The organism is Rhizobium sp. IBUN, from assembly GCF_000510625.1.
GTDB lineage: Bacteria > Pseudomonadota > Alphaproteobacteria > Rhizobiales > Rhizobiaceae > Rhizobium > Rhizobium altiplani.
In genome coordinates, this window is record NZ_AZNV01000001.1 from 1 (window position 1) to 25,058 (window position 25,058).

The 25,058-nt window shown below is 60.4% G+C and carries 25 protein-coding genes; 16 read left to right on the plus strand and 9 right to left on the minus strand.

The features are described from left to right. Nucleotides 1–569: 569 nt before the first annotated feature. The 3 genes from hrpB to RHIBUN_RS0100015 all read left to right on the plus strand — a co-directional run bounded on the left by hrpB (nt 570) and on the right by RHIBUN_RS0100015 (nt 5,020). Nucleotides 570–3,035 (plus strand): ATP-dependent helicase HrpB, encoded by a 2,466-nt coding sequence (gene hrpB, locus RHIBUN_RS0100005; protein ID WP_025657899.1) that lies wholly within the window; start codon nt 570–572, stop codon nt 3,033–3,035. Between the two features lie 27 nt (nt 3,036–3,062). After that, nucleotides 3,063–4,373, plus strand: coding sequence for an ActS/PrrB/RegB family redox-sensitive histidine kinase (locus RHIBUN_RS0100010; protein ID WP_025657900.1), 1,311 nt, complete (start codon nt 3,063–3,065; stop codon nt 4,371–4,373). 71 nt (nt 4,374–4,444) lie between these two features. After that, nucleotides 4,445–5,020 carry an ActR/PrrA/RegA family redox response regulator transcription factor gene (locus tag RHIBUN_RS0100015; RefSeq protein ID WP_025657901.1) on the plus strand — a complete coding sequence of 192 codons (576 nt, stop codon included), beginning with the start codon at nt 4,445–4,447 and terminating at the stop codon, nt 5,018–5,020. A gap of 2 nt (nt 5,021–5,022) precedes the next feature. Here the strand turns inward: RHIBUN_RS0100015 and RHIBUN_RS0100020 are convergent, their stop codons facing one another. Beyond that, nucleotides 5,023–5,517 (minus strand): MmcB family DNA repair protein, encoded by a 495-nt coding sequence (locus RHIBUN_RS0100020; protein ID WP_025657902.1) that lies wholly within the window; start codon nt 5,515–5,517, stop codon nt 5,023–5,025. 180 nt (nt 5,518–5,697) lie between these two features. Between RHIBUN_RS0100020 and RHIBUN_RS0100025 the strand changes: the two genes are divergently transcribed. Further along, nucleotides 5,698–6,384 (plus strand): L,D-transpeptidase, encoded by a 687-nt coding sequence (locus RHIBUN_RS0100025; RefSeq protein ID WP_025657903.1) that lies wholly within the window; start codon nt 5,698–5,700, stop codon nt 6,382–6,384. 72 nt (nt 6,385–6,456) lie between these two features. Here RHIBUN_RS0100025 and RHIBUN_RS0100030 read toward each other — a convergent pair whose 3' ends face one another. The 5 genes from RHIBUN_RS0100030 to hslV all read right to left on the minus strand — a co-directional run bounded on the left by RHIBUN_RS0100030 (nt 6,457) and on the right by hslV (nt 13,192). Continuing rightward, nucleotides 6,457–8,628, minus strand: coding sequence for a malate synthase G (locus tag RHIBUN_RS0100030; RefSeq protein ID WP_025657904.1), 2,172 nt, complete (start codon nt 8,626–8,628; stop codon nt 6,457–6,459). Nucleotides 8,629–8,717: 89 nt separating this feature from the next. Beyond that, a complete protein-coding gene (locus RHIBUN_RS0100035) occupies nt 8,718–10,130 on the minus strand; it encodes a cytochrome P450 (RefSeq protein ID WP_025657905.1) in 1,413 nt (470 codons plus the stop codon). Nucleotides 10,131–10,182: 52 nt separating this feature from the next. Then, nucleotides 10,183–11,130, minus strand: a complete 948-nt coding sequence (locus RHIBUN_RS0100040; protein ID WP_025657906.1) for a DUF1402 family protein — start codon at nt 11,128–11,130, stop codon at nt 10,183–10,185. Between the two features lie 187 nt (nt 11,131–11,317). After that, nucleotides 11,318–12,625 (minus strand): ATP-dependent protease ATPase subunit HslU, encoded by a 1,308-nt coding sequence (gene hslU, locus RHIBUN_RS0100045; protein WP_018859443.1) that lies wholly within the window; start codon nt 12,623–12,625, stop codon nt 11,318–11,320. Between the two features lie 39 nt (nt 12,626–12,664). Further along, nucleotides 12,665–13,192 carry an ATP-dependent protease subunit HslV gene (gene hslV / locus RHIBUN_RS0100050; RefSeq protein ID WP_018859442.1) on the minus strand — a complete coding sequence of 176 codons (528 nt, stop codon included), beginning with the start codon at nt 13,190–13,192 and terminating at the stop codon, nt 12,665–12,667. A 178-nt stretch (nt 13,193–13,370) separates the two neighbouring features. Between hslV and hisB the strand changes: the two genes are divergently transcribed. From hisB to coaA, 7 genes are read left to right on the plus strand one after another with little or no spacing between them, the layout of a single operon-like run. Further along, a complete protein-coding gene (hisB, locus tag RHIBUN_RS0100055; protein ID WP_018859441.1) occupies nt 13,371–13,979 on the plus strand; it encodes an imidazoleglycerol-phosphate dehydratase HisB in 609 nt (202 codons plus the stop codon). A 23-nt stretch (nt 13,980–14,002) separates the two neighbouring features. Beyond that, nucleotides 14,003–14,488, plus strand: coding sequence for a DUF2628 domain-containing protein (locus RHIBUN_RS0100060; protein ID WP_025657907.1), 486 nt, complete (start codon nt 14,003–14,005; stop codon nt 14,486–14,488). Then, the gene (gene hisH, locus RHIBUN_RS0100065; protein WP_025657908.1) at nt 14,489–15,139 is read left to right on the plus strand and encodes an imidazole glycerol phosphate synthase subunit HisH; all 651 of its coding nucleotides are present in this window, start codon (nt 14,489–14,491) and stop codon (nt 15,137–15,139) included. A gap of 26 nt (nt 15,140–15,165) precedes the next feature. Then, nucleotides 15,166–15,915: a 1-(5-phosphoribosyl)-5-[(5-phosphoribosylamino)methylideneamino]imidazole-4-carboxamide isomerase gene (hisA, locus tag RHIBUN_RS0100070; protein ID WP_025657909.1), complete on the plus strand. Its 750-nt coding sequence runs from the start codon at nt 15,166–15,168 to the stop codon at nt 15,913–15,915. Continuing rightward, nucleotides 15,912–16,694 (plus strand): imidazole glycerol phosphate synthase subunit HisF, encoded by a 783-nt coding sequence (hisF, locus tag RHIBUN_RS0100075; RefSeq protein ID WP_018859437.1) that lies wholly within the window; start codon nt 15,912–15,914, stop codon nt 16,692–16,694. The genes hisA and hisF overlap by 4 nt, the downstream gene beginning before the upstream one ends. Nucleotides 16,695–16,709: 15 nt before the next feature. Beyond that, nucleotides 16,710–17,033 carry a phosphoribosyl-ATP diphosphatase gene (locus RHIBUN_RS0100080; protein ID WP_025657910.1) on the plus strand — a complete coding sequence of 108 codons (324 nt, stop codon included), beginning with the start codon at nt 16,710–16,712 and terminating at the stop codon, nt 17,031–17,033. Next, the gene (gene coaA, locus RHIBUN_RS0100085) at nt 17,030–18,025 is read left to right on the plus strand and encodes a type I pantothenate kinase (RefSeq protein WP_018859435.1); all 996 of its coding nucleotides are present in this window, start codon (nt 17,030–17,032) and stop codon (nt 18,023–18,025) included. The genes RHIBUN_RS0100080 and coaA overlap by 4 nt, the downstream gene beginning before the upstream one ends. On the opposite strand, the gene RHIBUN_RS0100090 is transcribed toward coaA, so the two are convergent. The 3 genes from RHIBUN_RS0100090 to RHIBUN_RS0100100 form a co-directional block, all read right to left on the minus strand. Next, nucleotides 18,022–18,633: an alpha-ketoglutarate-dependent dioxygenase AlkB gene (locus tag RHIBUN_RS0100090; protein ID WP_025657911.1), complete on the minus strand. Its 612-nt coding sequence runs from the start codon at nt 18,631–18,633 to the stop codon at nt 18,022–18,024. The two genes, coaA and RHIBUN_RS0100090, sit on opposite strands and share 4 nt — an antisense overlap. A 1-nt stretch (nt 18,634) precedes the next feature. After that, entirely contained in the window at nt 18,635–19,069 is a 435-nt protein-coding gene (gene arfB, locus RHIBUN_RS0100095; RefSeq protein ID WP_018859433.1) for an alternative ribosome rescue aminoacyl-tRNA hydrolase ArfB, read from the minus strand. A 96-nt stretch (nt 19,070–19,165) separates the two neighbouring features. Continuing rightward, nucleotides 19,166–20,776: a phosphoenolpyruvate carboxykinase gene (locus RHIBUN_RS0100100; protein WP_025657912.1), complete on the minus strand. Its 1,611-nt coding sequence runs from the start codon at nt 20,774–20,776 to the stop codon at nt 19,166–19,168. Nucleotides 20,777–21,118: 342 nt separating this feature from the next. Between RHIBUN_RS0100100 and RHIBUN_RS0100105 the strand changes: the two genes are divergently transcribed. From RHIBUN_RS0100105 to RHIBUN_RS0100125, 5 genes are all read left to right on the plus strand, one after another. Continuing rightward, nucleotides 21,119–21,850: a response regulator transcription factor gene (locus RHIBUN_RS0100105; RefSeq protein ID WP_192241849.1), complete on the plus strand. Its 732-nt coding sequence runs from the start codon at nt 21,119–21,121 to the stop codon at nt 21,848–21,850. A gap of 105 nt (nt 21,851–21,955) precedes the next feature. Then, entirely contained in the window at nt 21,956–23,719 is a 1,764-nt protein-coding gene (locus tag RHIBUN_RS0100110; protein ID WP_245271617.1) for a sensor histidine kinase, read from the plus strand. Further along, nucleotides 23,716–24,168 (plus strand): serine kinase of the HPr protein, regulates carbohydrate metabolism, encoded by a 453-nt coding sequence (locus RHIBUN_RS0100115; protein ID WP_018859429.1) that lies wholly within the window; start codon nt 23,716–23,718, stop codon nt 24,166–24,168. The genes RHIBUN_RS0100110 and RHIBUN_RS0100115 overlap by 4 nt, the downstream gene beginning before the upstream one ends. 153 nt (nt 24,169–24,321) lie before the next feature. After that, nucleotides 24,322–24,723 (plus strand): PTS sugar transporter subunit IIA, encoded by a 402-nt coding sequence (locus RHIBUN_RS0100120; RefSeq protein ID WP_007528763.1) that lies wholly within the window; start codon nt 24,322–24,324, stop codon nt 24,721–24,723. 16 nt (nt 24,724–24,739) lie between these two features. Next, nucleotides 24,740–25,015, plus strand: coding sequence for an HPr family phosphocarrier protein (locus RHIBUN_RS0100125; protein ID WP_018859428.1), 276 nt, complete (start codon nt 24,740–24,742; stop codon nt 25,013–25,015). The last annotated feature ends 43 nt before the right edge of the window (nt 25,016–25,058 follow it).

Here is a 25,058-nt window from a genome sequence, read left to right on the forward strand (position 1 = left end):
CTTTCAAAGAACCGAAATCTCTTCCGGTCCCGCAAGCTCCGCCGCCCACGTTTCTCTTTCTTCTCATCTTCAATTGTCAAATAACAGACCAGATACCCCGGTCGAATTTCCTCGCCTCAAACCAAAAAGNNCAAGGAACCAATCAGCANCNAAGCCAATCTTAAAAGAAACTTGAGAGCGAAGGACTTCGTCGCCAGCAGCGCCGCCGCCCTCGTTCAGTGAGGGGGCTTATAGATCCTACCCCTTTTCTAAGTCAACAGCGCCAGACAAAGTTTTTTGACATTTTTGTAACAGATTGATTCGATTGAGAAATATTCTGGAAGCGAGGTTTCGGATTGCTTTTGGTGCCGAGGCGGCGACCCCTGCCTGTGCTGTTTCGGTCGCCACCACTTTGGGCTGTGTTATTTGGGGCTGTTGGGCTCCGCCGCAGTCCGAATGTCGGCATGACTTGCACGCGATAGGGCAGCACCGGTAGGTTCGTTTTCGATCCGGCACGTGGGGAATGACCGGCGCTTGTCCTGAATGGTGGGGGCCGGCACCATTCCCGCCAACGAAATGAAGACACCGACGTGACCCCTATGACTTCCTTGCCGGAGCTTCCGGTTTCGCATGTTCTTCCCGAAATCGGGGCAGCACTCGGTGCACAGGGGCGCGCAGTCCTTTCGGCGCCGCCGGGCGCTGGCAAGACGACACTCGTACCGCTCTATCTGTTGAGGCAGGACTGGCGCGGCGACGGCAAGATCGTACTTCTCGAACCGCGGCGGCTGGCAGCACGCGCGGCCGCCAGCCGCATGGCCTCGCTGCTTGGCGAGACTGTGGGGGAAACGGTCGGCTATCGCATGCGGCTCGACACCAGGGTTTCCGCCAAGACCCGCATCGAGGTCGTGACCGAAGGCGTGTTCGCGCGCATGATCCTCGAGGATCCGGAACTCTCGGGTGTCTCGACCGTCATCTTCGACGAGTTTCATGAACGCTCGCTGGACGCCGACTTCGGCCTGGCGTTGGCGCTCGACGTACAATCCGCCTTGCGCGACGACCTGCGCCTGCTGGTGATGTCGGCGACGCTTGACGTTGCGCGCGTTGCTGCGCTTCTCGACCAGCCGCCCGTTATCGAAAGCATGGGGCGAAGCTATCCGATCGACGTCCGCTACAAGGATCGGCCGGGCGGCGAACGCATAGAGGATGCGATGACGCGTGCGATCGTCGACGCCCATGCCAGTGAAAGCGGATCGATCCTCGCCTTCCTGCCCGGCCAGGCGGAGATCGCCCGCACGGCGGAGCGGCTCCAAGGACGCTTCGGGCCGGAGACACTGATTGCGCCCCTCTACGGCAACCTGACACAGAAAGAACAGGACGCGGCAATCCGACCGGCCGAAGGCGGGACGCGCAAGATCGTGCTCGCCACCTCGATTGCCGAGACATCGATCACCATCGACGGCGTACGGATCGTAATCGATAGCGGCTTGCAGCGGCTTCCGGTGTTCGAGGCCTCAACCGGCATCACACGGCTGGAAACGGTGCGCGTCTCTCGCGCCTCCGCCGACCAGCGTTCCGGGCGAGCCGGCCGAACCGAGCCCGGCATCGCCATCCGCCTCTGGCATCAGGGACAGACCGCGGCCTTGCCGGCTTTCACGCCGCCGCAGATTCTCTCCAGCGATCTCTCCGGCCTGGTCCTCGACCTTGCCCACTGGGGCGTTCAGGATGCCCGCGCGCTGTCCTTCGTCGACCAGCCGCCGGAGACGACGCTGGCGGAGGCGCGCGCGCTCCTGTTGCAACTCGGCGCGCTTGACAAGGACGGCGCACTCACCGCGCGCGGACGGACGATGCGTGACCTTGCGCTGCCGCCACGTTTGGCCGCCATGGTGATCTCAGCCGGCGAGACGGGGCAAGCGAGAGATGCGGCCGCCCTTGCCGTGCTGCTGACCGAACAGGGCCTCGGTGGTCCCGGTATTGACCTCGAGGAACGGATGCGACGCTTCCGGTCGGAACGAGGTGAGCGCGCGGAGGGCGCGCGCCAGCTGGCGGCTCGACTGGCCAAGGGTCTCGATGTCGCAAAGTCAACGGAACCGAGCCAGGCGGGACGCCTTCTGCTGCACGCCTTTCCCGACCGAATCGCGCTGCAACGCGGCGGCAGAGGCCGATTCCTGATGGCGAACGGGCGCGGTGCGGAGCTGCCGGAAACCGAGCGACTTGCCGGCACCCAGATGCTCGTCATCGCCGACTTGACCGGCCGGGCGGCACAGGGGCGAATTCTGGCTGCAGCAGAGGTTTCGCGTGGCGAGATCGAGGAAGAGCTACCTGGCGCCATTTCCACCGACAATCAGGTCTTCTTCGACCGCCAGAGCCGGCAGGTCAGAGCCCGGCGCGCGACGCGGCTCGGCGCCATTGTCTTCGAGGAGACGCCACTGCCGCGTCCAACCGGCGAAACCGTCAGCCGCGCGCTGGCGGAAGGCGTGCGCGAGCTGGGGCTGGAACTGCTGCCCTTTTCCAAGGAAGCCATGCAGCTGCGTGAACGCATCGGCTTTCTTCATCGCAACATCGGCGATCCGTGGCCTGATGTCAGCGACCAGGCACTGCTTGCGCGGCTGGACGAGTGGTTCGTTCCCTACCAGACGGATGCTCGCGGGATTTCCGACATTTCCTCGTCTGCTCTTTCGAACGGGTTGATGGCGCTGATCCCGCACGAGCTGCAGCGGGATCTTTCCCGCCTCGCCCCGACGCATTTCGAAGCGCCGACGGGACAGCGGCATCCGATCCAGTACGACGGCGAGGAGCCGACTCTGACGATCCGCGTGCAGGAACTCTTCGGCCTCAAGCAGCACCCGGCAATTGGAGGCGGAAGGCTGCCGCTGCTTCTGGAACTGACGTCGCCCGCGCACCGGCCGATCCAGACGACACGCGACCTGCCGGGCTTCTGGGCCGGATCGTGGAAGGACGTGCGCGCCGACATGCGCGGCCGCTATCCCAAGCACCCCTGGCCGGAACGGCCGGAGGACGCCCCGCCGACGACAAGGGCAAAACCGCGTGGTACATGAGCCCTAGCATGGCTCAAGGAATGTCAAATGGTCGATACTGTCGAAAGTTCGTCGGAAGAGGATAGGCACAACAGCAGGCGCCTGAGACTGCAGACGCTGGTGCGGCTGAGATGGCTTGCCGTCGGCGGCCAGGCCGTGACGGTGTTCATCGTTGCCTTCTGGCTGAAGTTTCCGCTTCCGCTTATTGCCTGCGGGTTGCTGATCGCGGCGCTGGCGGCGGTCAACTTCTACCTGATGATCCGCTACCCGCCGACGCACCGGCTCTACCCAGGCGCCGCCTTCGCACTGCTCGGTTTCGATCTACTGCAGCTTTGCGCACTGCTCTTCATCACCGGCGGCCTTGCTAATCCCTTCGCCGCGCTCGTCTGCGTTCCCGTGATCATTTCCTTCGCATCGCAGCCGATCCGCTTCAGCACGGTGCTCATTATCATTGCGATGGTCTGCATCACCATCCTTGCCTTTTCACCCTTTCCCTTGCCGTGGTTCGACGGGGTCGAGATCAATGTGCACACGGTGATGCAGTTCGGCGTCTGGTGCTCGATCGCATCGACCATGGCCTTCGCCGCCTTCTATGCATACCGGGTCTCAATGGAGGCGAGCCAGCTCGCCGACGCGCTGGCGGCAACCGAACTCGTGCTGCAGCGGGAGAAACACCTTTCGCAGCTGGACGGTCTTGCCGCAGCAGCGGCACACGAACTCGGAACGCCGCTTGCCACCATCAGCGTGGTTGCCAAGGAAATGGAACGGGAACTGAAGGATGACGATCGCTTTCGCGAGGACGTGCAACTCCTGCGGAGCCAGAGCGAGCGCTGCCGCGACATCCTGCGGCGGCTGGCGACGCTCTCGGCAGAGGGCGAGGCCCATCTTCGGCGGCTGCCGCTCTCATCCATGATGGAAGAGATCGTGGCGCCGCACAGGGAGTTCGGGATCAAACTCGAGCTCATCGAGAAGAGCCCGCGCAAGGGCGAGCCTATCACCGACCGCAATGCCGGCATCATGTACGGGCTCGGCAATCTGATCGAGAACGCCGTCGACTACGCGCGCGACAAGGTAACGGTCACGGTCGAACACGATCTGAGAAAGGTCCGCATCACCATCGAGGACGATGGAGAGGGCTATTCTTCCGATATCCTGACCCGGATCGGCGAGCCCTACGTCACGAAGCGGCAACGGGAGGACCGGGCCGGTGGGCTGGGACTTGGCCTCTTTATCGCCAAGACGCTCCTGGAACGATCCGGCGCGTCGTTGGTCTTCGAGAACCGCATGCCGGAAGCCGCCGGAGCGCGTGTCCGTGTCGAATGGCCGCGCATGCTGATCGATGCGAATTCGACAAAATGACGCTATGGGCATAATGAAAAAGCTGAATAATTGACTTATATCAGGCGGGGCAGCCGCCGGGATTGATAGATATGAACGAGCTTGACCACGATTCCTCCCTCGCCAATGCGGATCATATCGGTCCGGACGCCAGCTTGCTGATCGTTGACGATGACGGTCCCTTCCTGCGCCGTCTGGCGCGCGCGATGGAGACACGAGGCTTCACGGTCGAGACAGCTGAGTCAGTCGCCGAAGGTGTTGCCAAGTCCAAGAGCCATCCACCGAAATATGCCGTCGTGGACCTGCGGCTTGGTGATGGCAACGGTCTGGACGTAATCGAGGCAATCCGCCAGCGCCGCGACGATACCCGGATCATCGTTCTGACCGGCTACGGCAATATTGCAACAGCCGTTACCGCTGTGAAGCTCGGCGCGGTCGATTACCTGGCAAAGCCCGCCGATGCGGACGACGTCTATGCCGCCCTGACGCAGCGGGCGGGCGAGAAAGCAGAGCTACCGGAAAACCCGATGTCAGCCGACCGTGTGCGTTGGGAGCATATCCAGCGGGTCTATGAAATGTGCGAGCGCAATGTTTCGGAGACCGCGCGGCGGCTCAATATGCATCGCCGCACGCTGCAGCGGATCCTCGCCAAGCGCGCGCCGAAATAACCCTAAATATCGTCGACGTCAAACGGCTTGCCGTTTGCCCATTCGGCCATCAGCAGGCGCTGGGCGGCTACGCGGGAGAAATTGAGCGTCACGGATTTACGCGTCGCTGGCGCAAGGCGATGTTCGGGCGCCTCGCGGATCATATGCGCGCCGTAGCCATCCGATAAAAACAACCCGCAGCCCTCGGGGAAAATCTCAAGCGGAACATCCTTGTGCGTGGCAAAAAACAGCCGATCACAATGCAGGCGATAGTCCGGCCACTTGCGGTCGACGCGAAAGTCCTCGATCGAGGTCTTGATCTCGATGATCCAGATTTCGCCCTTCTCCGAAATGGTGATCAGATCCGCCCGGCGTCCGCTCGCAAGCGACAGCTCCGGCAACACGGCGTGACGCATCTCATGAAGTAAAATCTGAGTCCCGCGCCGCACGAGCATAGCTCTGTCCGACTGCCGGCCGTCTATTAACGGATTGTTATTGTAAACACTCAAAATCGTCATGGATAACCGTAGGTCTGGCGCGCGCGTTGTTGCAAAAAAACCATGCGCTTCTAATTTGCCGCTGCGTATTGATTTTGCCGCACTGCAACAGCTTGCAAAGGCAAAGTTAATCGAAAATAAACCATAATCAAAGATGGTTCAAAAGACCGTTTCCCCTTGCCCATTTCCTAAGAGACATCCATGCGTATCCGCAATGCATTTCCTGTATTCGGCCTGATGGCGACGCTCGCTCTGGCCGGTTGCTCTTCGACTACCGAGAGCGCCTCCGTTGAAGACAAGGCCGTGCCGGGCCCGACCGTCCAGACCGCGCAGATCTTTGACGACGCCTATGGCGTGACGACGGATGCCGGATATTCGCTGCCGGCGATTCCGATCCAGAAGGTCAAGCCGCAGTTCCGCCGCCAGATCGTCTCTTACGAAACCACCGAGCGTCCGGGCACGATCATCGTCAACACCCGCGAGCGCTTCCTCTATTACATCCTGCCCGGCGGCAAGGCGATGCGTTACGGCATCGGTGTCGGCAAGCAGGGCTTCGCCTGGGCAGGCACGGCCTATGTCGCATGGAAGCAGGAATGGCCGACCTGGCATCCGCCGAAGGAAATGGCCGAGCGCAAGCCGGAAGTTGCCAAGTATGTCGAAGAGGGCATGGGCCCTGGCCTCAGCAACCCGCTCGGCGCGCGCGCCATGTATCTCTTCAACGAAAAGGGTCAGGACACCCTCTTCCGCCTGCACGGCACGCCGGAATGGGCTTCGATCGGCACCGCGGCCTCCTCGGGCTGCATTCGTCTGATGAACCAGGACGTTATCGACCTCTACAGCCGCGTACGTCCGGGCAAGACGACTTCGAAGGTCATCGTTATCCAGTAAGCTGTTGCCGAAATGGGGTATTAGAAAGGCCGCCGGAACATTGTTTCGGCGGCATTTTCTATTGATTTGTTCTTAGATAGCCTGCTTGCCCTTCAGTTCGAGGCGGCGGCGATGGAGGACAGGCTCGGTATAGCCGTTCGGCTGTGCCCTGCCCTTCAAGACAAGATCGAGTGCCGCCTGGAAGGCGATCGAACCGTCGAAATCGGTTGCCATTGGCACGTAGGCGGGATCGGATGCATTCTGCTGGTCGACGACTGCGGCCATGCGCTTCATCGTCTCGGCGATCTGCGCTTCGGTCGTGACCTTATGATGCAGCCAATTGGCCAAATGCTGGGCGGAGATGCGCAGCGTCGCGCGGTCTTCCATAAGTCCGACATTGTTGATGTCGGGCACCTTGGAGCAGCCAACGCCCTGATCGACCCAGCGGACAACGTAACCGAGAATGCCCTGGGCATTGTTGTCGAGTTCACGCTGGATTTCCTCCGGCGTCCAATTCGGACGAACCGCTACGGGGACTGAAAGAATATCGGAGAGCTTGGCGCGCGCACGGTCCTTCAGACCCTGTTGAACGCGGGCGACGTTGATGCGGTGATAATGGGTCGCGTGCAGCGTCGCAGCGGTTGGGGACGGAACCCAGGCAGTATTGGCGCCGGCTTTCGGGTGCGCGATTTTCTGCTCCAGCATCGCCGCCATCAGATCCGGCATGGCCCACATCCCCTTGCCGATCTGCGCATGGCCGGAAAGACCGCATTCAAGGCCGATGTCGACGTTCCAGTTCTCGTAGGCGCCGATCCAGGCAGCCTGCTTCATATCGCCCTTGCGGATCATCGGCCCGGCTTCCATCGAGGTATGGATTTCATCGCCGGTGCGGTCCAGGAAACCGGTGTTAATGAAGACGACGCGTTCGCGGGCGGCGCGGATGCACTCCTTGAGATTGACGGTAGTGCGCCGCTCCTCGTCCATAATGCCCATCTTGATGGTATTGCGCGCCATGCCGAGGGCATCCTCGACGCGCGAAAAGATCTCGGCAGCGAAGGCGACTTCCTCGGGTCCATGCATCTTTGGCTTGACGACATAGACCGAACCGGCGCGGGAATTCTTGCGCCGGCCATTGGGGCCGACGTCGTAGAGCGCAATCATGCCGGTGATCATGGCGTCCATGATCCCTTCCGGCACTTCGTTGCCGTCACGATCGAGGATGGCGGGATTCGTCATGAGATGGCCGACGTTGCGCACGAGCATCAGCGACCGGCGATGCACTTCGAAGGGCGTACCGGTCGGGCCGCTGTACTCCAAATCGGGATTGAGCTTGCGGATGAAGCTCGAGCCACCCTTGGACACCTCCTCCTGCAGGTCGCCCTTCATGAGGCCGAGCCAATTGCGATAGACGACGACCTTGTCTTCGGCGTCAACTGCTGCAACTGAGTCCTCGCAGTCCATGATCGTCGTAATCGCCGATTCCAGCCAGACGTCGGAGATGTGCGCCGGATCGCTCTTGCCGATCGCGGTCGAGGCGTCGATGACGATGTCGATATGGATGCCGTTGTTCTTTAACAGGATCTGCGTCGGCGCCGCGGCATCGCCCAGATAGCCGGCAAAATGCGCCGCATCGGTCAGCGAAACATGCTCGCCGTCGGTCGAAGTGATGGCGAGTGCACCATCCTTGACAGCAAAGGTCGCGACATCCTTCCAGTTCCAGCTGTCGAGCGGAGCAGCGGTATCGAGGAAATTGCGAACCCAGCCGATGACCTTCTCGCCGCGCTTCGGATTGTAGCTCTTGCCCTTTTCGGCGCCATCGCTCTCGGGAATCGCATCGGTCCCGTAAAGCGCATCGTAGAGCGAGCCCCAGCGGGCGTTGGCGGCGTTCAGCGCATAGCGCGCATTCATGACGGGAACGACGAGCTGCGGACCGGCGATCGAGGCGATCTCGGGATCAACGTTGGCGGTCGATACCTGAAAATCGGAGCCTTCCGGCAGGATATAGCCGATATCCCGCAGAAACGCCTGGTACGCTTCCATGTCGGTCGGCGCGCCATGCTGACGGTACCAATCATCGATTCGAAGCTGAAGTGCATCGCGCTTGGTAAGCAGTTCGCGATTGCGCGGAGCCAGATCGTGAACGATGGCCGAGAAATCTGCAAAGAACTTGTCGGCATCGATCTGCAGGCCGGGCAACGCCTCCTTCACCAGGAACTCATGAAGGACGGCTTCAACAGCAAGACCGTTTTTATCGATGCGGCTCATTCAATGTCTCCCAAGACCACGGCAGCTTTTTCATGCTGCCACTTTGCGCGGCTTTCATTCATAGTCAATTATGCAATAATTCGAAAGATTTATGCCGCTACGGACAAAGACCGCGGCGTGACGCGCATCGGCAGGCCATTTTGCGGCTGCGTCGTCAGTTTCTGAACCGGCCATGGCCTTGTCTTGTCCGTCATATCGAAGCGGAACCGGTGCATCAGCACGGCCAGAGCGATAACAGCCTCCTGCAGGGCAAAGGTCGCGCCGATGCAGACCCGCGGACCCGCGCCGAACGGGAGGAACTGGAAACGCCCGATCTTGGCGCGATTCTCCGGCAGGAACCGTTCCGGGATATAGGCGCGTGGCTTGTCCCAATAGAGCTCGTGACGATGGAGCGTCCACGGCATGATGAGAACGGTAACTCCGGCCTCGATCTCGACCGTTTCGCCTTTCGCATCGGTCCAGCGATCGGCGGCGATGGCGGCGCGATTGATCGACGGCGCCGGCGGATAGAGCCGCAGCGCCTCCTCGAAGGCGGCGCGCGTGTAAGGCATCAGATCGAGCCATTTTACCGGCTCGACATCCTGGGCCAGCACGCGATCGATCTCCTCCTCCATCGCCTCGCGGATGTGCGGCGTGTTGGCGACGCAATAGAGCGTCCAGGCGAGCGCCCGCGCCGTCGTTTCGTGGCCCGCGCCGATGAAGGTGAGAATATTGTCTTCGATCTCGTCGTTCGTCAGCCCGCCGGTTGCAGCCTGATCAAGGAGCAAGGTCAAAAAGTCGTCCGGCGCGGAGGCTCGATCGGCTTGCATACGCGCGAGCCGAGCATCCATGGTCTGGCGCACGATGTTTCGGAACTTGTCCAGCACCTTCTGACCGCCAATGCGGGTGACGCGCGGAACCCATGAGGGCGCGCGCAGGAGATCCATCGGGTCGACGCGCCCCATGCGGTGGAGGAGTGCGTTTACATCGTCGGCAAAGCTATCGGAGGAGGTGACGATCTCGCCTGAGAACAGCGTATCGGCGAGCATGGCGAAGGTCAGTTCCGTCATGTCGGCGGCAATCTCGAAGACCTTGCCGTCTCTGCCAGCGGATTCGTATTTTGTTGCGTAGTCCTCGGACTGGCGAAGCATCTGCCCGGCGAAGCCGTTTGCGTGGCGCGGCGTGAAGACCGGTGATACCGCCTTGCGGGATCGCTTCCAAACCTCTCCTTCCGCCGTCAGCAGACCGTCACGCAGGATCGGGCGCAAGATGAGTTGGCGAATATCCGACATGCGGTAATTCGTGGCATTGTCGACGAGAACATGGCGGATCAAACCGGGATCGTTGACGATCAGGGTTCTTTCCCGAAAGAACCGTGTCTGGATCCACGGCAGCGTGTAGGAAGGCTCGCCCCAGAGCTCCAGCGGATTGCGCAGGATGGTGCGGATGATCTCAAGGCGGCTCGGTGGCACCGTGCGGGGCAACGGTGCCGGCGGCTCAAAGGGATCCGGACGCATGTCCATGAGAATTCAGCCTTTCGCGGAAGATTCTAAACTCTTCCCGGCAAGGCGGAAGCTAGAGCAGGCGCTCCAACTCGTCCAGCTTGTCGTTGACCAACCAGCCGTAATAGTTTTCCTCCGGCCAGACGGTTTCGCCTGAAGCGCGGTTTTTGGCCGCCAGGGCCGCCGCGCGCTGGCGCGAATTGCCGACATTATAAAGGGTGGCGGTCAGGCCCGGATTCTTGGAAATGTCCATGTCGGCGATCTGTTTGTAATCGTCGATCGAGCGGCGGATGGAGGCAGCGACGAAGGCTAGCGAGATATCGGGCTCCATGATTGCCTTGTAGACGGCACCGGCGTCCCTCTCGTTCAGCTTTTCATAACCTGAGACCTTGGAGACGAGATCCGAGAGCATCAGCGCGGTCAGCGGGTTGATCTGGCCGAGGCCGAAGGTCTGACCAGCGTAGAAGGGCTGAAAGAAGACGGCACTGAAGCGGTTGTTCGGGTAGCTCTTGCCACCGACCGTCTTGCCTCGGAAGTCCCTTTCCCAGACGTCCTCACGGCAGCTCCACAACGTGTAGGAATCGCCCTTGCCGCTACATTCGGCAAACTCCGGCCGCTTGACGAAATCGTCCACGTCCTCGCCATCATAGGCGAAACGGAAGCTCTGGCCGGCATAGGAAGCGGCCTTCACGTAATAGGATTGCAGGCGGTCATAGGCGTCGACATTGTAGGTATGTTCGCCGACGATCGCACCGACCACGTGGATCGGGTCGATGCCATAAGCGGCCGAAACTTTCTTGATCTTGCCCATCAGTTCGTGATCCGTGGCCAAGAGGTCACGGACCTTCTCGTATTTCCGATCGAACGAGCTCTTCGTGCCTTTGGTGCGACGAACCGAGGCGTCCGGAACATCCGGTTGCTCGGCATGACGATTACCTGACGGCACCACCTGCATGGCAAAAGCAGGCACCGAGGTCAGCACCGCAGCAGCAATCAGGAGGCTTGTCAGAAGGCGTCGCACGATCAGCATTCCCATCATTTTGGCATTGTCGCGAAGCGCGCTGACTGGACCACAATCTTGGCCGAATAATGCTGGCGCCGATAACGAGACGAGCCCTTCACTAAAAAGTAAAGGGCCCGCTGTCGAGAGTCTAAGCTGTCAAAATCGCGGCGTCACATCAGTAAGGACAGGACCCGATGCTTGTTCATCACAGAATGAACCGGGACAGATCTGTGTTCTGCGCCAGGTCACCGACGTGCTCGCGGACGTAGTCGGCGTCAATCGTCACGGTCGAGCCGCCGCGATCCGGAGCGTTGAAGGAGATTTCGTCCAGAACGCGCTCCATGACGGTCTGAAGGCGACGGGCGCCGATGTTTTCGACAGACGAATTCAAGTGGACGGCCACATCAGCCAGGGCATCAATGCCATTGTCAGTGAATTCGAGGGTGAGGCCTTCCGTTTCCATCAGCGCCTTGTACTGCCTGATGAGACTCGCCTCGGTTTCCGTCAGGATACGGCGGAAGTCTTCCTTTGTGAGCGCGCGCAGTTCGACGCGGATCGGCAGACGACCCTGCAATTCCGGCAACAGATCGGACGGCTTGGAGACATGGAATGCGCCGGAGGCGATGAAAAGGACGTGGTCCGTCTTCACCGGCCCGTACTTCGTCGAGACCGTCGTTCCTTCGACCAGGGGAAGCAGGTCGCGCTGCACGCCTTCGCGCGAAACGCCGGCACCCATGCCGCCGTCGCGAGCGGCGATCTTGTCGATCTCGTCGAGGAAGACGATGCCGTCATTCTCGACCGCACGAACCGCCTCGCGCTGGATAACTTCGTTGTCGATCAGCTTGTCGGACTCGTCGCGGATCAGATCCGTGTAGGATGCCTTGACCGTCGTGCGGACCTTCTTGGTGCGGCCACCCATCGCCTTCCCGAACATTTCGGAGAGGTTGAGCACGCCGATATTTGCGCCCGGCATGCCGGGAATGTCGAAGCCACCCATGCCGGTACCGGTGTCGGCGATCTCGATATCGATCTCCTTGTCATCAAGTTCACCGTTGCGCAGCTTCTTGCGGAAGCTGTCACGGGTCGCCGGCGAGGCCGTGGCGCCGACGAGCGCATCGAGAACGCGTTCCTCGGCGCTCATATGCGCCTTTGCCTGCACCTCGCTCCGCTTCTTCTCGCGTGCGAGCCCGATGCCGACCTCGACGAGATCGCGGATGATCTGCTCCACGTCGCGTCCGACGTAACCGACTTCGGTGAACTTGGTCGCTTCAACCTTGATGAAGGGCGCGCCCGCCAGCTTGGCGAGACGGCGAGAGATTTCCGTCTTGCCGACACCGGTCGGGCCGATCATCAGGATGTTCTTTGGCATCACTTCGTCGCGTAGATCCGGATCGAGCTGGTGGCGACGCCAACGGTTGCGCAGCGCGATTGCCACCGCGCGCTTGGCCTCATGCTGGCCGATGATGTAGCGGTCAAGTTCGGAAACGATCTCGCGGGGGGAAAATGTGGTCATATCGAATATCCCATCGGGGCGTGAATCTTTGAAACCGGGTCAAGCTTCGGCGTCGAGCGTTTCCACCACCACATTATGGTTCGTGTAGACGCAAATATCGGCGGCAATATCGAGGGCGCGACGCGCGACCTCTTCGGCGGATTTGTCTGTGTCCATCAGGGCGCGGGCCGCAGCGAGCGCATAATTGCCACCCGAACCGATCGCCATGGCGCCGTGCTCCGGCTCGAGAACATCGCCGTTGCCTGTTATCGCCAGCGTCACCTGCTTGTCAGCGACGAGCATCATGGCTTCGAGGTTGCGGAGATACTTGTCCGTGCGCCAATCCTTGGCAAGCTCGACGGCGGCGCGCATCAGCTGCCCCGGATATTGCTCGAGCTTCTTTTCGAGGCGTTCGAGGAGCGTGAACGCATCCGCAGTGGCGCCTGCGAAACCGGCAATGACCTCGCCCTTGCCGATGCGCCGCACCTTGCGGGCGTTGCCCTTCATCACGGTCTGGCCGAGGCTTACCTGACCATCGCCGGCCATGATGACCTTACCGCCCTTTCGAACTGTAATAATCGTTGTCATCTATTCACCTTTGCCCGTCTGCCGGGCTTGTTGTGTCGGGCCGAACGCCGGCCCTGTCGAGCCCTATGTAAGTGCGTGAATGCCGATTGCAAATGGCGTCTTTTTCTGCTGCCGCGGTTCTGGATATTTCGCGGCACGCCTGATAAGGAACGCCCGTATTTCCCGATGGAGCAGCCTTATGGCCGAGACCGCAGCAAGCCGCACGGGTACCGTGTCCCGCAAGACGAACGAGACTTCGGTTTCCGTTTCCGTCAATCTCGACGGCACCGGAAAGTCGAAAATTTCGACTGGCGTCGGCTTCTTCGACCATATGCTCGACCAGCTGTCACGACATTCGCTGATCAACATGGAAATCGAGACCAAGGGCGATCTCCATATCGACGACCACCATACAGTGGAAGACACCGGTATCGCGATCGGCCAGGCGATTGCCAAGGCACTCGGCGACCGCCGCGGCATCACGCGCTATGCATCGATCGACCTCGCCATGGACGAGACGATGACGAAGGCAGCCGTCGACCTCTCCGGTCGCCCCTTCCTTGTCTGGAACGTCACCTTCAGCGCGCCGAAGATCGGCACGTTCGACACCGAACTCGTTCGCGAATTCTTCCAGGCGCTTGCCCAGAACGCCGGCATCACCTTGCATATTCTCAACCATTATGGTGCCAACAACCACCATATTGCAGAGACGTGCTTCAAGGCCGTTGCCCGCGCGCTGCGTACGGCGACAGAGATCGATCCGAGACAGGCGGGCCGTGTTCCCTCGACGAAGGGCACGCTCGTCTGAGCCCCCTGAGGGAGCTTGACGACATGACTTCCAGCTATTTGGTTCTGACTGCGCCTAGCGGAACAGACTCCAACCACGAGAAGACGCGCTTCATTCGCGACGGTTTTACCGTGCTCGGGTTTCTCTTCCCCTGGATATGGCTGGCCTTCCACCGGCTGTGGCTCTACGCCATCGCGGCATTTCTCCTGCAAAGCCTTGGCGGTGCGCTGGCAGACCGCGCAGACCTCTGGCCCGTCGGCGTTGCGATCACCTTCGGCACCAGTCTGCTGGTGGCGCTCGAGGGCCAGAATCTTCGCATCCGCAATCTGGTTGCGAAGGGCTGGGCTGAGGCCGACCTCGTTTCCGCCGACTCGCTACAGACCGCAGAAGAAATCTACTTTTTGAATGTCCAGACCGACGCCGGCGACAGCCGCCCGGCGCCGTCGCCGCAATGGGATCCCGCAGCCCATGCCCCGCGACACGGCAACGCCACCTCGCTCGGTCTCTTTGGTTTTGATGGAGGACGCTGAATGCGCGTCGCAATTATAGACTACGGTTCCGGCAACCTGCGTTCGGCGACGAAGGCCTTCGAACGGGCCGCACGGGAAGTCGGCATCGATGCCTCGATCGATCTGACCGACAAGGCCGAGGTTGTATCCGCCGCCGATCGCGTGGTGCTGCCGGGTGTTGGCGCCTATGCCGACTGCCGACGCGGCCTCGATGCCGTTTCCGGCATGTCGGACGCTCTGATCGATGTGGTTGAGAAGAAGGCCCGGCCCTTCCTTGGTATTTGCGTCGGCATGCAGTTGATGTCATCGCGCGGTCTCGAGAAGACCGTCACGGATGGCTTTGGCTGGATACCCGGCGATGTCGTCGAAATGACGCCAGGTGATGCCAATCTGAAGATTCCACAGATCGGCTGGAATACGCTGGATCTGAAATCCCCCCACCCGTTGTTCGACGGCATTCCGACGGGGCCGAACGGGCTGCATGCCTATTTTGTGCATTCCTACCATCTGGCGGCGAAAAACCCCGCCGACGTGCTCGCGACGGCCGATTACGGCGGCCCGATCACCGCCTTCGTCGGTCGCGACAACATGGCCGGAGCCCAGTTCCATCCCGAAAAGAGCCAGAAGCTCGGCCTCGCCCTGATTGCCAATTTCCTGCGCTGGAAGCCTTGAGCTCGCGCATTGCAAGGACTGACAGAATGATCCTATTTCCCGCAATTGACCTCAAGGATGGGCAGTGCGTTCGCCTCAAGCTTGGCGATATGGACCAGGCAACCGTCTACAATCCCGATCCAGGAGCTCAGGCGAAGGCCTTTGAAGACCAGGGATTCGAATGGCTGCATGTCGTTGACTTGAATGGCGCCTTTGCTGGCGAAAGCGTCAACGGCGCTGCTGTCGACGCGATCCTGAAGGCAACGAAGAACCCCGTTCAGCTTGGTGGCGGCATCCGTACACTCGACCATATCGAGAATTGGCTGTCGCGCGGCCTTGCCCGCGTCATTCTCGGAACGATCGCCGTGCGCGATCCGGCGCTCGTGATTGAAGCCTGCAAGAGGTTTCCCGGCCGTGTTGCTGTCGGAATCGATGCCAAGGGCGGCAAAGTCGCGGTCGAGGGTTGGGCCGAGGCCTCCGAGCTCGGCGTCATCGAGCTCGCGAAGAAGTTCGAGGGCGCCGGCGTTGCCGCGATCATCTACACCGACATCGACCGCGACGGCATCCTTGCAGGCATCAACTGGTCGTCGACGCTCGAGCTTGCCGAAGCCGTATCGATCCCCGTCATCGCGTCCGGCGGCCTTGCTTCGATCGAGGACGTGAAGCGGATGCTCGAGCCCGACGCACGCAAGCTCGAGGGTGCGATTTCCGGCCGCGCGCTCTATGATGGACGCATCGACCCGCAAGAAGCGCTGGCGCTGATTTCAGCCGCACGCGCAAAGGAGACTGCACAATGACCCTCAAGGCTCGCGTCATTCCCTGCCTCGACGTCAAGGACGGCCGCGTCGTCAAGGGTGTCAACTTCGTCAATCTGGTAGATGCCGGAGACCCGGTCGAGGCCGCCAAGGCCTACGATGCCGCCGGCGCCGACGAACTTTGCTTTCTCGACATTACCGCTTCCTCGGACAATCGCGAGACGATCTTCGATGTCGTCGCTCGCACCGCCGAGCAATGCTTCATGCCTGTCACCGTCGGCGGCGGCGTTCGCACCATCGCTGACATTCGCAAGCTGCTGCTTTGTGGCGCGGACAAGATCTCTATCAACTCGGCCGCCGTCAACAATCCGGATTTCGTTGCGGAGGCCGCCGACAAGTTCGGCGACCAATGCATCGTCGTCTCGATCGACGCCAAGCGGCGGACAGTGCCTGTCCAAGGGGATGTCAGCGCCTGGGAGATCTATACGCATGGTGGCCGAAATGCGACCGGCATCGATGCCGTGGATTTCGCTCGGAAAATGGTCGAGCGTGGCGCCGGCGAGCTGCTTGTTACCTCAATGGACCGGGACGGGACGAAGGTCGGCTACGATCTCGAACTGACGCGTGCCATAGCGGATTCGGTTCGGGTGCCGGTGATAGCTTCGGGCGGCGTCGGCGACCTCGATGACCTCGTGGCCGGGGTCAAGCAAGGACATGCCAATGCCGTTCTGGCTGCTTCGATCTTCCACTTTGGTACCTATTCCGTCGGGGAAGCGAAGCGCTATATGTCGTCGTGCGGCATCGACATGCGTCTGGACTGAGTGGAAAGCGGAATCATGAGCGAATTTACCCTCGCAGACCTGGAAAAGATCGTCGATGCGCGATCGAAGGCCTCTCCGGAAGAATCCTGGACGGCAAAGCTCGTTTCTGCCGGTCAGCCAAAAGCGGCCAAGAAACTCGGCGAAGAGGCGATCGAGACCGTGATTGCAGCGATCGCCGATGACCGCGAAAACCTTACCTATGAAGCCGCCGACCTGCTCTATCACCTATTGGTCGTATTGAAGGTCGCAGGCATTCCGTTGCAAAGTGTCATGGCGGAGCTTGAGCGCCGTACCGCTCAATCCGGCCTGAAAGAAAAGGCGAGCCGGCAAAGTTCATGAGTATCGCAAGACAGCTCATCGGAGCGCCCGAAACGCTCGATCATTTTCAGGCGAATGCCTATTCGCCCTATCACTTCTTTTCTTCCGAGGAATGGGCGCGCTTCCGGGCGGATACGCCGCTCACCCTGAAGGGGGACGAGGTCAAGCGGCTTCGCTCCATGGGCGACCCTATCGACCTCGATGAAGTGCGGCGCATCTATCTGTCGCTGTCGCGCCTTCTGTCGGCGCATGTGGAATCCTCGCAGCTGCTGTTCGAGCAGCGCAATCGCTTCCTCAGCCTCTCCAACGTCGCGAAGACTCCCTTCGTGATCGGCATCGCCGGCTCCGTGGCTGTCGGCAAATCGACGACCGCCCGTATCCTGAAGGAACTGCTGTCGCGCTGGCCGTCCAGTCCAAAGGTGGATCTTGTCACCACGGACGGCTTCCTGCACCCGAATGCCGTGCTGCAGCGTGAAAACCTGATGCAGCGCAAGGGTTTTCCCGAGAGCTACGACACCGGCGCGATCCTGCGTTTCCTGGCCGCGATCAAGGCTGGGCAGCCGAACGTCAAGGCACCGTCCTATTCGCATCTTGTCTATGACGTGCTGCCGAACGAGTACAAGATCGTCGATCGGCCGGATATTCTGATCTTCGAGGGCATCAACGTGCTGCAGTCGCGCGACCTGCCGGCTGGCGGCAAGATCGTTCCGATGGTTTCCGACTTCTTCGACTTCTCGATCTACATCGATGCGGATGAAAGTCGGATTCACGACTGGTATGTGACGCGTTTCCTGCGGCTGCGCGAAACGGCGTTTCGCGATCCCCACTCCTTCTTCCACCGCTATGCCTCGATCAGCGAGGAGGAAGCGCTGACGATTGCCGAAGGCCTCTGGGAAAACATCAACCTGAAGAACCTGCGGGAAAACATCCTCCCGACGCGCCCGCGTGCCGACCTTATCCTGCGCAAGGGCAACAATCACCTGATAGAACAGGTCGCATTGAGGAAGCTCTAGGCCGTTACCCGGCGAAGCGTCAGATTGATCCGGCCGCCATTCTTCAGCAAGGTCGACGTCGATGGATAGATCCTGTCGACGCCATGGAAGCAAAGGCGCCCTTCCGCACCCAAGATCACGACATCGCCGCTTGAGAGCTTGAAGGAAAGCGTGCGGTCGTCGCGCGCGAGGCCACCGACGCGAAACAGGCAGCTATTGCCGAGCGAGATCGACACAACAGGCGCTGCAAGGTCCTGTTCATCCTTGTCCTGATGCAGTCCCATGCGGGCCTCGTCGGAGTAGAAGTTGACGAGGCAGGCCTGTGGCGGCTTGTCATAGCCAGAGACGTCGTTCCAGATCTCGATCAATTCCACAGGCATGTCCGGCCAGGGCTTGCCCGTAACGGGGTGGGTCGGCTGATAGCGATAGCCGCGCTCCTTGTCGGTTACCCAGCCGAGCGGTCCGCAATTCGTCATGCGCACTGACATCGGCTTGCCGGTGCCAGGCATGACGGGCACGAAGAGCGGCGCATCCGCCACGATCGACCTGACAATATCCACCAAAGCCTGCTGTCGCGGCCGGTCCAGATAATCAGGACGATGACTGACGCCGTTCGGAAGCTTCAGCATATCAATCTCCGAGCGGTCGCCCGCGCATCTTCTTCACCTCCGCACGGCCCGATTTCTCCTTCAGCCGGCGCTCGACCGACCCCTTTGTCGGCTTGGTTTTCTTGCGCGGTGGCGGTGGCGGTTTTGCCGCCTCGAGAATCAGTTCCTTCAGCCGCTCGCGCGCGTCTTCGCGGTTGCGATCCTGGCTGCGAAAGCGGCTTGCCTCGATCATCAACACGCCCTCTTTCGAGAGGCGCTTCCCGGCCAGTTTCACGGCATTCGCTTTCACCCGCTCCGTCAAGGACGGTGAGTTTGGGATGTTGAAGAAGAGCTGGACTGCTGTCGAGACCTTGTTGACGTTCTGCCCGCCGGGGCCGCCCGCCAGAACGAACTGCTCGGTCAACTCCCACCCGGCGATGATGATTCGATCGTTGATGTAAAGCGGTTCGCTGGCCATACATTTTCTATCTCACATCGGCCGGCCCTTGGGAACAGACAAAGAAACCCGGCGGAGACCGCCGGGTTTCACGTGAATCATCAATGTTTTGGCGCATCATTCAGCGGCGGCGCGAAACCCCGGAGCCGCATCGCGCACCCCGCCATCCACGTGGCCTTCGAACTTCGCGAAGTTCTCGATGAACATCGTCACGAGCTTGCTAGCCTGCGCATCATAGGCGACCGGATCCTGCCACGTAAAACGTGGATCGAGGATGGCCGTGTCAACGCCCGGCACCACAACGGGAACAGCAAAGCCGAAGTTCGGGTCGACGCGGCTGTCTGCCTTGCCGAGCTCACCCGAGAGTGCTGCGGCCAGCAGCGTGCGGGTCGCCTTGATCGGCATCCGCTTGCCGGTGCCGTAAGCCCCGCCGGTCCAGCCCGTGTTGACGAGCCAGCATTCAACGCCGTGGCGACCGATCAGATCCTTCAGCAAATTGCCGTATTCCGACGGATGGCGTGGCATGAACGGCGCGCCGAAGCAAGTCGAGAACGTCGCCTCCGGCTCGGTCACGCCCCGTTCGGTACCGGCCACCTTGGCGGTGTACCCGGAAAGGAAGTGGTACATGGCCTGATCCGGCGTCAGCTTGGCGATCGGCGGCATGACGCCGAAGGCATCGGCCGTCAGCATGATGATTGTCTTCGGGTGACCGGCGAGGCCGGTCTTGGAGGCGTTCGGAATGAAATCCAGTGGGTAGGCGCAGCGTGTGTTCTCCGTCAGCGAGCCGTCGTTGAAGTCGGGTTCGCGTTCATCGTTCAGAACGACGTTTTCGAGAATCGTACCGAAGCGCTGCGTCGTTGCGTAGATTTCCGGTTCCGCTTCCGCCGAGAGACGGATCGTCTTGGCGTAGCAGCCGCCTTCGAAGTTGAAGATGCCATCCTCACCCCACCCGTGCTCGTCGTCGCCGATCAGCGTGCGGGCAGGATCCGCCGAAAGCGTCGTCTTGCCGGTGCCCGAAAGGCCGAAGAAGACAGCGGAATCCCCAGCCGGACCGACATTGGCCGAGCAGTGCATTGGCATGACGCCCTTTGCCGGGAGCAGGTAATTCAGCACGGTAAAGACCGACTTCTTCATCTCGCCGGCATAGAAGGTGCCGGCGATCAGCACTTCGCCATTCGTCAGGTCGCAAGCGATGACCGTTTCGGTGCGGCAGCCGTAACGCGCTGGATCGGCCTTGAAGGTCGGCAGGTTGATGATCGTCAGCTTCGGGACGAAGGATTCGAGCGTCGGGCGCTCTGGGCGGATCAGCAGGTTACGAATGAACAGCGAATGCCAGGCCAGCTCCGTGACGACACGGGTCGGCAGCGCGTTGTTTTCGTCAGCACCTCCGATGAGGTCCTGAACGAACAGATCCTTGCCGGCGGCATGCGCGAGCATGTCCTGCTTCAACAGCGCGAAGTGCTCCGGCGACATCGGCTTGTTGTTGTCCCACCAGATCTCGCCATCGGTTTTGGCGTCACGTACGACGAACTTGTCCCTCGGCGAACGGCCGGTGTGCTGGCCCGTCAGGGCCCGCAAGGCGCCATGGGCGGTCAGCTCAGCCTCACCCCGGCGAATCGATTCTTCATAGAGGGAGGCGGCGGTGAAGTTATAGCGAGCGCTGTTTGCACTCCCCAAACCGATCGTCGCCAGCTCTATCGCCGGGTTGTGGACTCCGAACAGCTCCATGGTCTTTCCCTTCCCTTGAGGCTCGTGCCGTTAAGAACTGAGGCTGACCGTACGGGCTGGCTTTTTAAAACGCAAGAGCCGAAAATCAATAAAATGTAGTAATATCAAACTATTAATCGATTTAAATTTTTCCGCTTTATTTTAAATCGTTTGAATCAGAAGTCGCTCGTCAAATTGACAACACAGCTTTTGGTTGTCTTCAAAACTTTGCGACAATCCCACCCTTTATCTTTGCCACAATTTGTTCCACCTTTATCCCCATAAGCGCATCCGGTTCAGAAAGGCCGCCTGGGGGACCTTCAAAATTCCTGGAGACGCGCATAGATGACGGAGACGAATACCATGCCGACAATCGCGCTCGTTGATGACGACCGCAACATCCTCACCTCGGTGTCGATCGCACTTGAGGCTGAAGGATATAAGGTCGAGACTTATACGGACGGCGCTTCCGCCCTCGATGGTCTTCTCGCCCGCCCGCCGCAGCTTGCCATCTTCGACATCAAGATGCCGCGCATGGACGGCATGGAACTCCTGCGCCGCCTGCGACAGAAATCCGACATGCCGGTCATCTTCCTCACTTCCAAGGATGAGGAGATCGATGAGCTGTTCGGCCTGAAGATGGGCGCGGATGACTTTATTACCAAGCCATTCTCACAGCGCCTGCTGGTCGAGCGGGTGCGCGCTGTTCTGCGCCGTGCATCGAGCCGCGAGGCTGCCGCAGCAGCCGGCGGTGCCGCTCCAAAGCCGGGCACGGCACAACAGCTCGCTCGCTCACTCGAGCGCGGTCAGCTGGTCATGGACCAGGAACGCCACACCTGCACCTGGAAAGGCGAGCCGGTGACGCTAACGGTCACCGAATTCCTCATCCTGCATTCGTTGGCCCAGCGTCCGGGGGTCGTCAAAAGCCGTGACGCGCTGATGGACGCGGCTTATGACGAGCAGGTCTATGTCGACGATCGCACCATCGACAGCCACATCAAGCGGCTTCGCAAGAAATTCAAGATGGTCGATATCGACTTTGATATGATTGAAACGCTTTACGGAGTGGGATACCGCTTCCGCGAAGCAGCCTGACGCCCAAGCGGCGCGGCATCTGAGAATTGTCGAGAGTGGTGATCGCGAAAGCGACCCGCTCTCCGAAAGGGCCTATCGTTGGCGCAGTTGGTGCAGGAAAGGGATCTGGATGAGGCGGAAGGCGTAAGCAGCCGCCGCGTCAGGGGACGCCGTTGGTCGCATCCCTTCACGATCATCCGCCGCATCTTCGGCAACGCCGTCTTTTCGAGCCTGACGCGTCGCATCCTGTTCTTCAATCTCGCGGCGCTTGTCGTTCTCGTCGGTGGCATTCTCTATCTCAATCAGTTTCGCGAAGGGCTGATCGATGCCCGCGTCGAAAGCCTTCTGACGCAGGGCGAAATTATCGCCGGTGCCGTCTCGGCCTCGGCCTCAGTCGACACCAACTCGATCACCATCGACCCGGAAAAGCTGCTCGAATTGCAGGCCGGGCAGAGCATTACGCCAGTTCCCAACGACGAGGACCTCGAGTTCCCGATCGATCCGGAGAAGGTCGCGCCGGTCCTGCGCCGTCTGATTTCGCCGACCAGAACCCGGGCGCGTATTTTCGACGCTGACGCCAACCTGCTGCTCGATTCGCGCCACCTCTATTCACGCGGTCAGGTCCTGCGCTTTGATCTGCCGCCGGTCGATGACGAAGAACAGACCTGGGGCCAGTGGTTCACGACCATCTTCAACAAGGTCCTGCAGCCTGGAAATCTGCCTCTCTACAAGGAAGCCCCGGGCGGCGACGGCTCTATTTATCCGGAAGTGATGAACGCGCTGACCGGCGTGCGCGGCGCTGTGGTTCGCACCACCGAGAAGGGCGAGCTGATCGTGTCGGTCGCCGTTCCGATCCAGCGCTTCCGCGCCGTCCTTGGCGTGCTGCTATTGTCGACGCAGGCCGGAGATATCGACAACATCGTCCACGCCGAGCGCCTGGGCATCATGCGCGTGTTCGGGGTCGCGACCCTCGTCAACGTTCTCTTGTCTCTCGTCCTCTCGTCGACGATCGCCAATCCCTTGCGGCGTCTGTCGGCGGCCGCCATTCGTGTCCGCCGTGGCGCGAAGGAGCGCGAGGAAATCCCGGACTTTTCGGCACGTCAGGACGAGATCGGTAACCTTTCCATTGCTCTGCGCGAGATGACGACGGCTCTCTACGATCGCATCGACGCGATCGAAAGCTTTGCGGCCGACGTCAGCCACGAACTGAAGAACCCGCTGACGTCGCTTCGCAGCGCCGTCGAGACGCTACCGCTCGCCAAAACGGACGAGTCCAAAAAGCGGCTTCTCGATGTTATCCAGCACGATGTTCGCCGCCTCGACCGCCTGATCAGCGACATTTCCGACGCCTCCCGCCTCGATGCGGAACTGGCGCGGGTCGATGCAGGTTCGGTCGATCTGGAGATTTTGCTTCGCGACCTCATCGACGTGTCGCGGCAAATCCGCAATCGCAAAAAGGAAGTGCAGATCGAATTCGCGATCGAGCGCAAACCGGGCGTCAAGACGCGCTTCGTGGTAAACGGCCACGACTTGCGCATCGGGCAGGTCGTCACCAACCTCATCGAGAACGCCCGCTCCTTCGTTCCTGAACACGATGGCAAGATCACCGTGCGGCTGGTCAGAACCCGCTCGCGCTGCATTGTCTATATCGAAGACAACGGCCCTGGCATCCAGGCAGAAAATATCGATCGCATCTTCGAGCGCTTCTATACCGACCGACCGGAGTCGGAAGGCTTCGGGCAGAATTCGGGCCTCGGCCTATCGATCAGTCGCCAGATTGCCGAAGCGCATGGTGGTTCGCTGCGCGCGGAGAACATTATCGATCCCGAGAGCGAGAAGCTGCTTGGAGCACGCTTCATTCTCGCTCTTCCCGCCGATACCACCCTATGACGGGCGCGCCTTCAAACATCCACGCAACGGCCATCGTCGTCGGCACGACCGGCCTTCTCTTCATGGGTCCCTCCGGCTGGGGAAAGTCGATGCTGGCCTTCGCCTGCATCAATGAAGCACAGCGCATGGGCATCTATTCCGTGCTCGTCGCCGACGATCAGGTGCTCATCTCCAAAGGAGACGAAACCGTGATTGCGACCTGCCCCGCGTCGATCTGCGGTTTGATCGAACTCCGCGGCACCGGCATCGTCCGAGTACCTCATATTGCAAGCGCCGTGATGCATTACGCTGTGCTTCCCGCAAGCGCGTCGGGAGAGAAACGGTTGCCGCCGGAAGGAGAGCAGACAACTATTGCTGGCAGCATAAATCTGCCGGTCATTCGGTTGCTGGCGAATACTCCGTTGCCGCTGGCGATACTGATGGCAAAAGCGCCCGATATTGGCCAGTAATGCCCGCGAAATTGGCAAATCCTGCCCTAAAAGTCGTATTTTTGTCTTGCACTTCGGCTTTTCATCGCCAAGATGTGCCCCCACGGTGGACGCGATTGCTGCATTGCGATATTGGGGCCACCGTTTGCATACGCCACTAGGAGCAGTAATATCATGATCGGACTTGTGCTTGTCACTCATGGCAAGCTGGCTGAAGAGTTTCGTCATGCGGTCGAACATGTCGTCGGTCCTCAGAAATTCATCGAAACGGTCTGTATCGGTCCCGAAGACGACATGGATCAAAGGCGACAAGACATCCTGGAAGCAGTGTCACGCGCCGACGACGGCCACGGAGTCGTCATCCTCACCGACATGTTCGGGGGCACCCCCTCCAACCTGGCAATATCCGTCATGAGCAGTGGCCACACCGAAGTCATCGCTGGCATGAATCTGCCGATGCTGATCAAACTTGCCGGGGTACGCGGCGAGAACAATATGGAAAAGGCACTTGTCGAAGCGTCCGAAGCCGGACGGAAATACATCAACGTCGCCAGCCGCGTCCTCAGCGGCAAATAGTGAGCACATTGCGCCCATGACGGCACTCTCCCGAGAAATTCTGATCATCAACAAGCGCGGACTGCACGCACGCGCTTCGGCAAAGTTCGTACAGCTGGTCGAGAATTTCGATGCCGCGATCACCGTATCGAAAGACGGAATGACGGTCGGCGGGACATCGATCATGGGATTGATGATGCTGGCCGCGAGCCCCGGTTCCAGCGTCCTAGTCTCCGCCAGCGGCAATCAGGCCGCACAGGCGCTTGATGCTCTCGACGAACTGATCCAGAACCGGTTCGGCGAGGAAATTTGAGCTGCTTGCCGCTCATATAAACATATAAAGACTTCTTTATATC

Coding starts and splice junctions, on each gene's coding strand:
- RHIBUN_RS0100010 (WP_025657900.1), top strand. CDS start 3,063: ATGGTCGATACTGTCGAAAGTTCGTCGGAAGAGGATAGGCACAACAGC.
- RHIBUN_RS0100015 (WP_025657901.1), top strand. CDS start 4,445: ATGAACGAGCTTGACCACGATTCCTCCCTCGCCAATGCGGATCATATC.
- RHIBUN_RS0100020 (WP_025657902.1), bottom strand. CDS start 5,517: ATGACGATTTTGAGTGTTTACAATAACAATCCGTTAATAGACGGCCGG.
- RHIBUN_RS0100025 (WP_025657903.1), top strand. CDS start 5,698: ATGCGTATCCGCAATGCATTTCCTGTATTCGGCCTGATGGCGACGCTC.
- RHIBUN_RS0100030 (WP_025657904.1), bottom strand. CDS start 8,628: ATGAGCCGCATCGATAAAAACGGTCTTGCTGTTGAAGCCGTCCTTCAT.
- RHIBUN_RS0100035 (WP_025657905.1), bottom strand. CDS start 10,130: ATGGACATGCGTCCGGATCCCTTTGAGCCGCCGGCACCGTTGCCCCGC.
- hslU (WP_018859443.1), bottom strand. CDS start 12,625: ATGACCACATTTTCCCCCCGCGAGATCGTTTCCGAACTTGACCGCTAC.
- hslV (WP_018859442.1), bottom strand. CDS start 13,192: ATGACAACGATTATTACAGTTCGAAAGGGCGGTAAGGTCATCATGGCC.
- hisB (WP_018859441.1), top strand. CDS start 13,371: ATGGCCGAGACCGCAGCAAGCCGCACGGGTACCGTGTCCCGCAAGACG.
- RHIBUN_RS0100060 (WP_025657907.1), top strand. CDS start 14,003: ATGACTTCCAGCTATTTGGTTCTGACTGCGCCTAGCGGAACAGACTCC.
- hisH (WP_025657908.1), top strand. CDS start 14,489: ATGCGCGTCGCAATTATAGACTACGGTTCCGGCAACCTGCGTTCGGCG.
- hisA (WP_025657909.1), top strand. CDS start 15,166: ATGATCCTATTTCCCGCAATTGACCTCAAGGATGGGCAGTGCGTTCGC.
- hisF (WP_018859437.1), top strand. CDS start 15,912: ATGACCCTCAAGGCTCGCGTCATTCCCTGCCTCGACGTCAAGGACGGC.
- RHIBUN_RS0100080 (WP_025657910.1), top strand. CDS start 16,710: ATGAGCGAATTTACCCTCGCAGACCTGGAAAAGATCGTCGATGCGCGA.
- coaA (WP_018859435.1), top strand. CDS start 17,030: ATGAGTATCGCAAGACAGCTCATCGGAGCGCCCGAAACGCTCGATCAT.
- RHIBUN_RS0100090 (WP_025657911.1), bottom strand. CDS start 18,633: ATGCTGAAGCTTCCGAACGGCGTCAGTCATCGTCCTGATTATCTGGAC.
- arfB (WP_018859433.1), bottom strand. CDS start 19,069: ATGGCCAGCGAACCGCTTTACATCAACGATCGAATCATCATCGCCGGG.
- RHIBUN_RS0100100 (WP_025657912.1), bottom strand. CDS start 20,776: ATGGAGCTGTTCGGAGTCCACAACCCGGCGATAGAGCTGGCGACGATC.
- RHIBUN_RS0100105 (WP_192241849.1), top strand. CDS start 21,119: ATGCCGACAATCGCGCTCGTTGATGACGACCGCAACATCCTCACCTCG.
- RHIBUN_RS0100115 (WP_018859429.1), top strand. CDS start 23,716: ATGACGGGCGCGCCTTCAAACATCCACGCAACGGCCATCGTCGTCGGC.
- RHIBUN_RS0100120 (WP_007528763.1), top strand. CDS start 24,322: ATGATCGGACTTGTGCTTGTCACTCATGGCAAGCTGGCTGAAGAGTTT.
- RHIBUN_RS0100125 (WP_018859428.1), top strand. CDS start 24,740: ATGACGGCACTCTCCCGAGAAATTCTGATCATCAACAAGCGCGGACTG.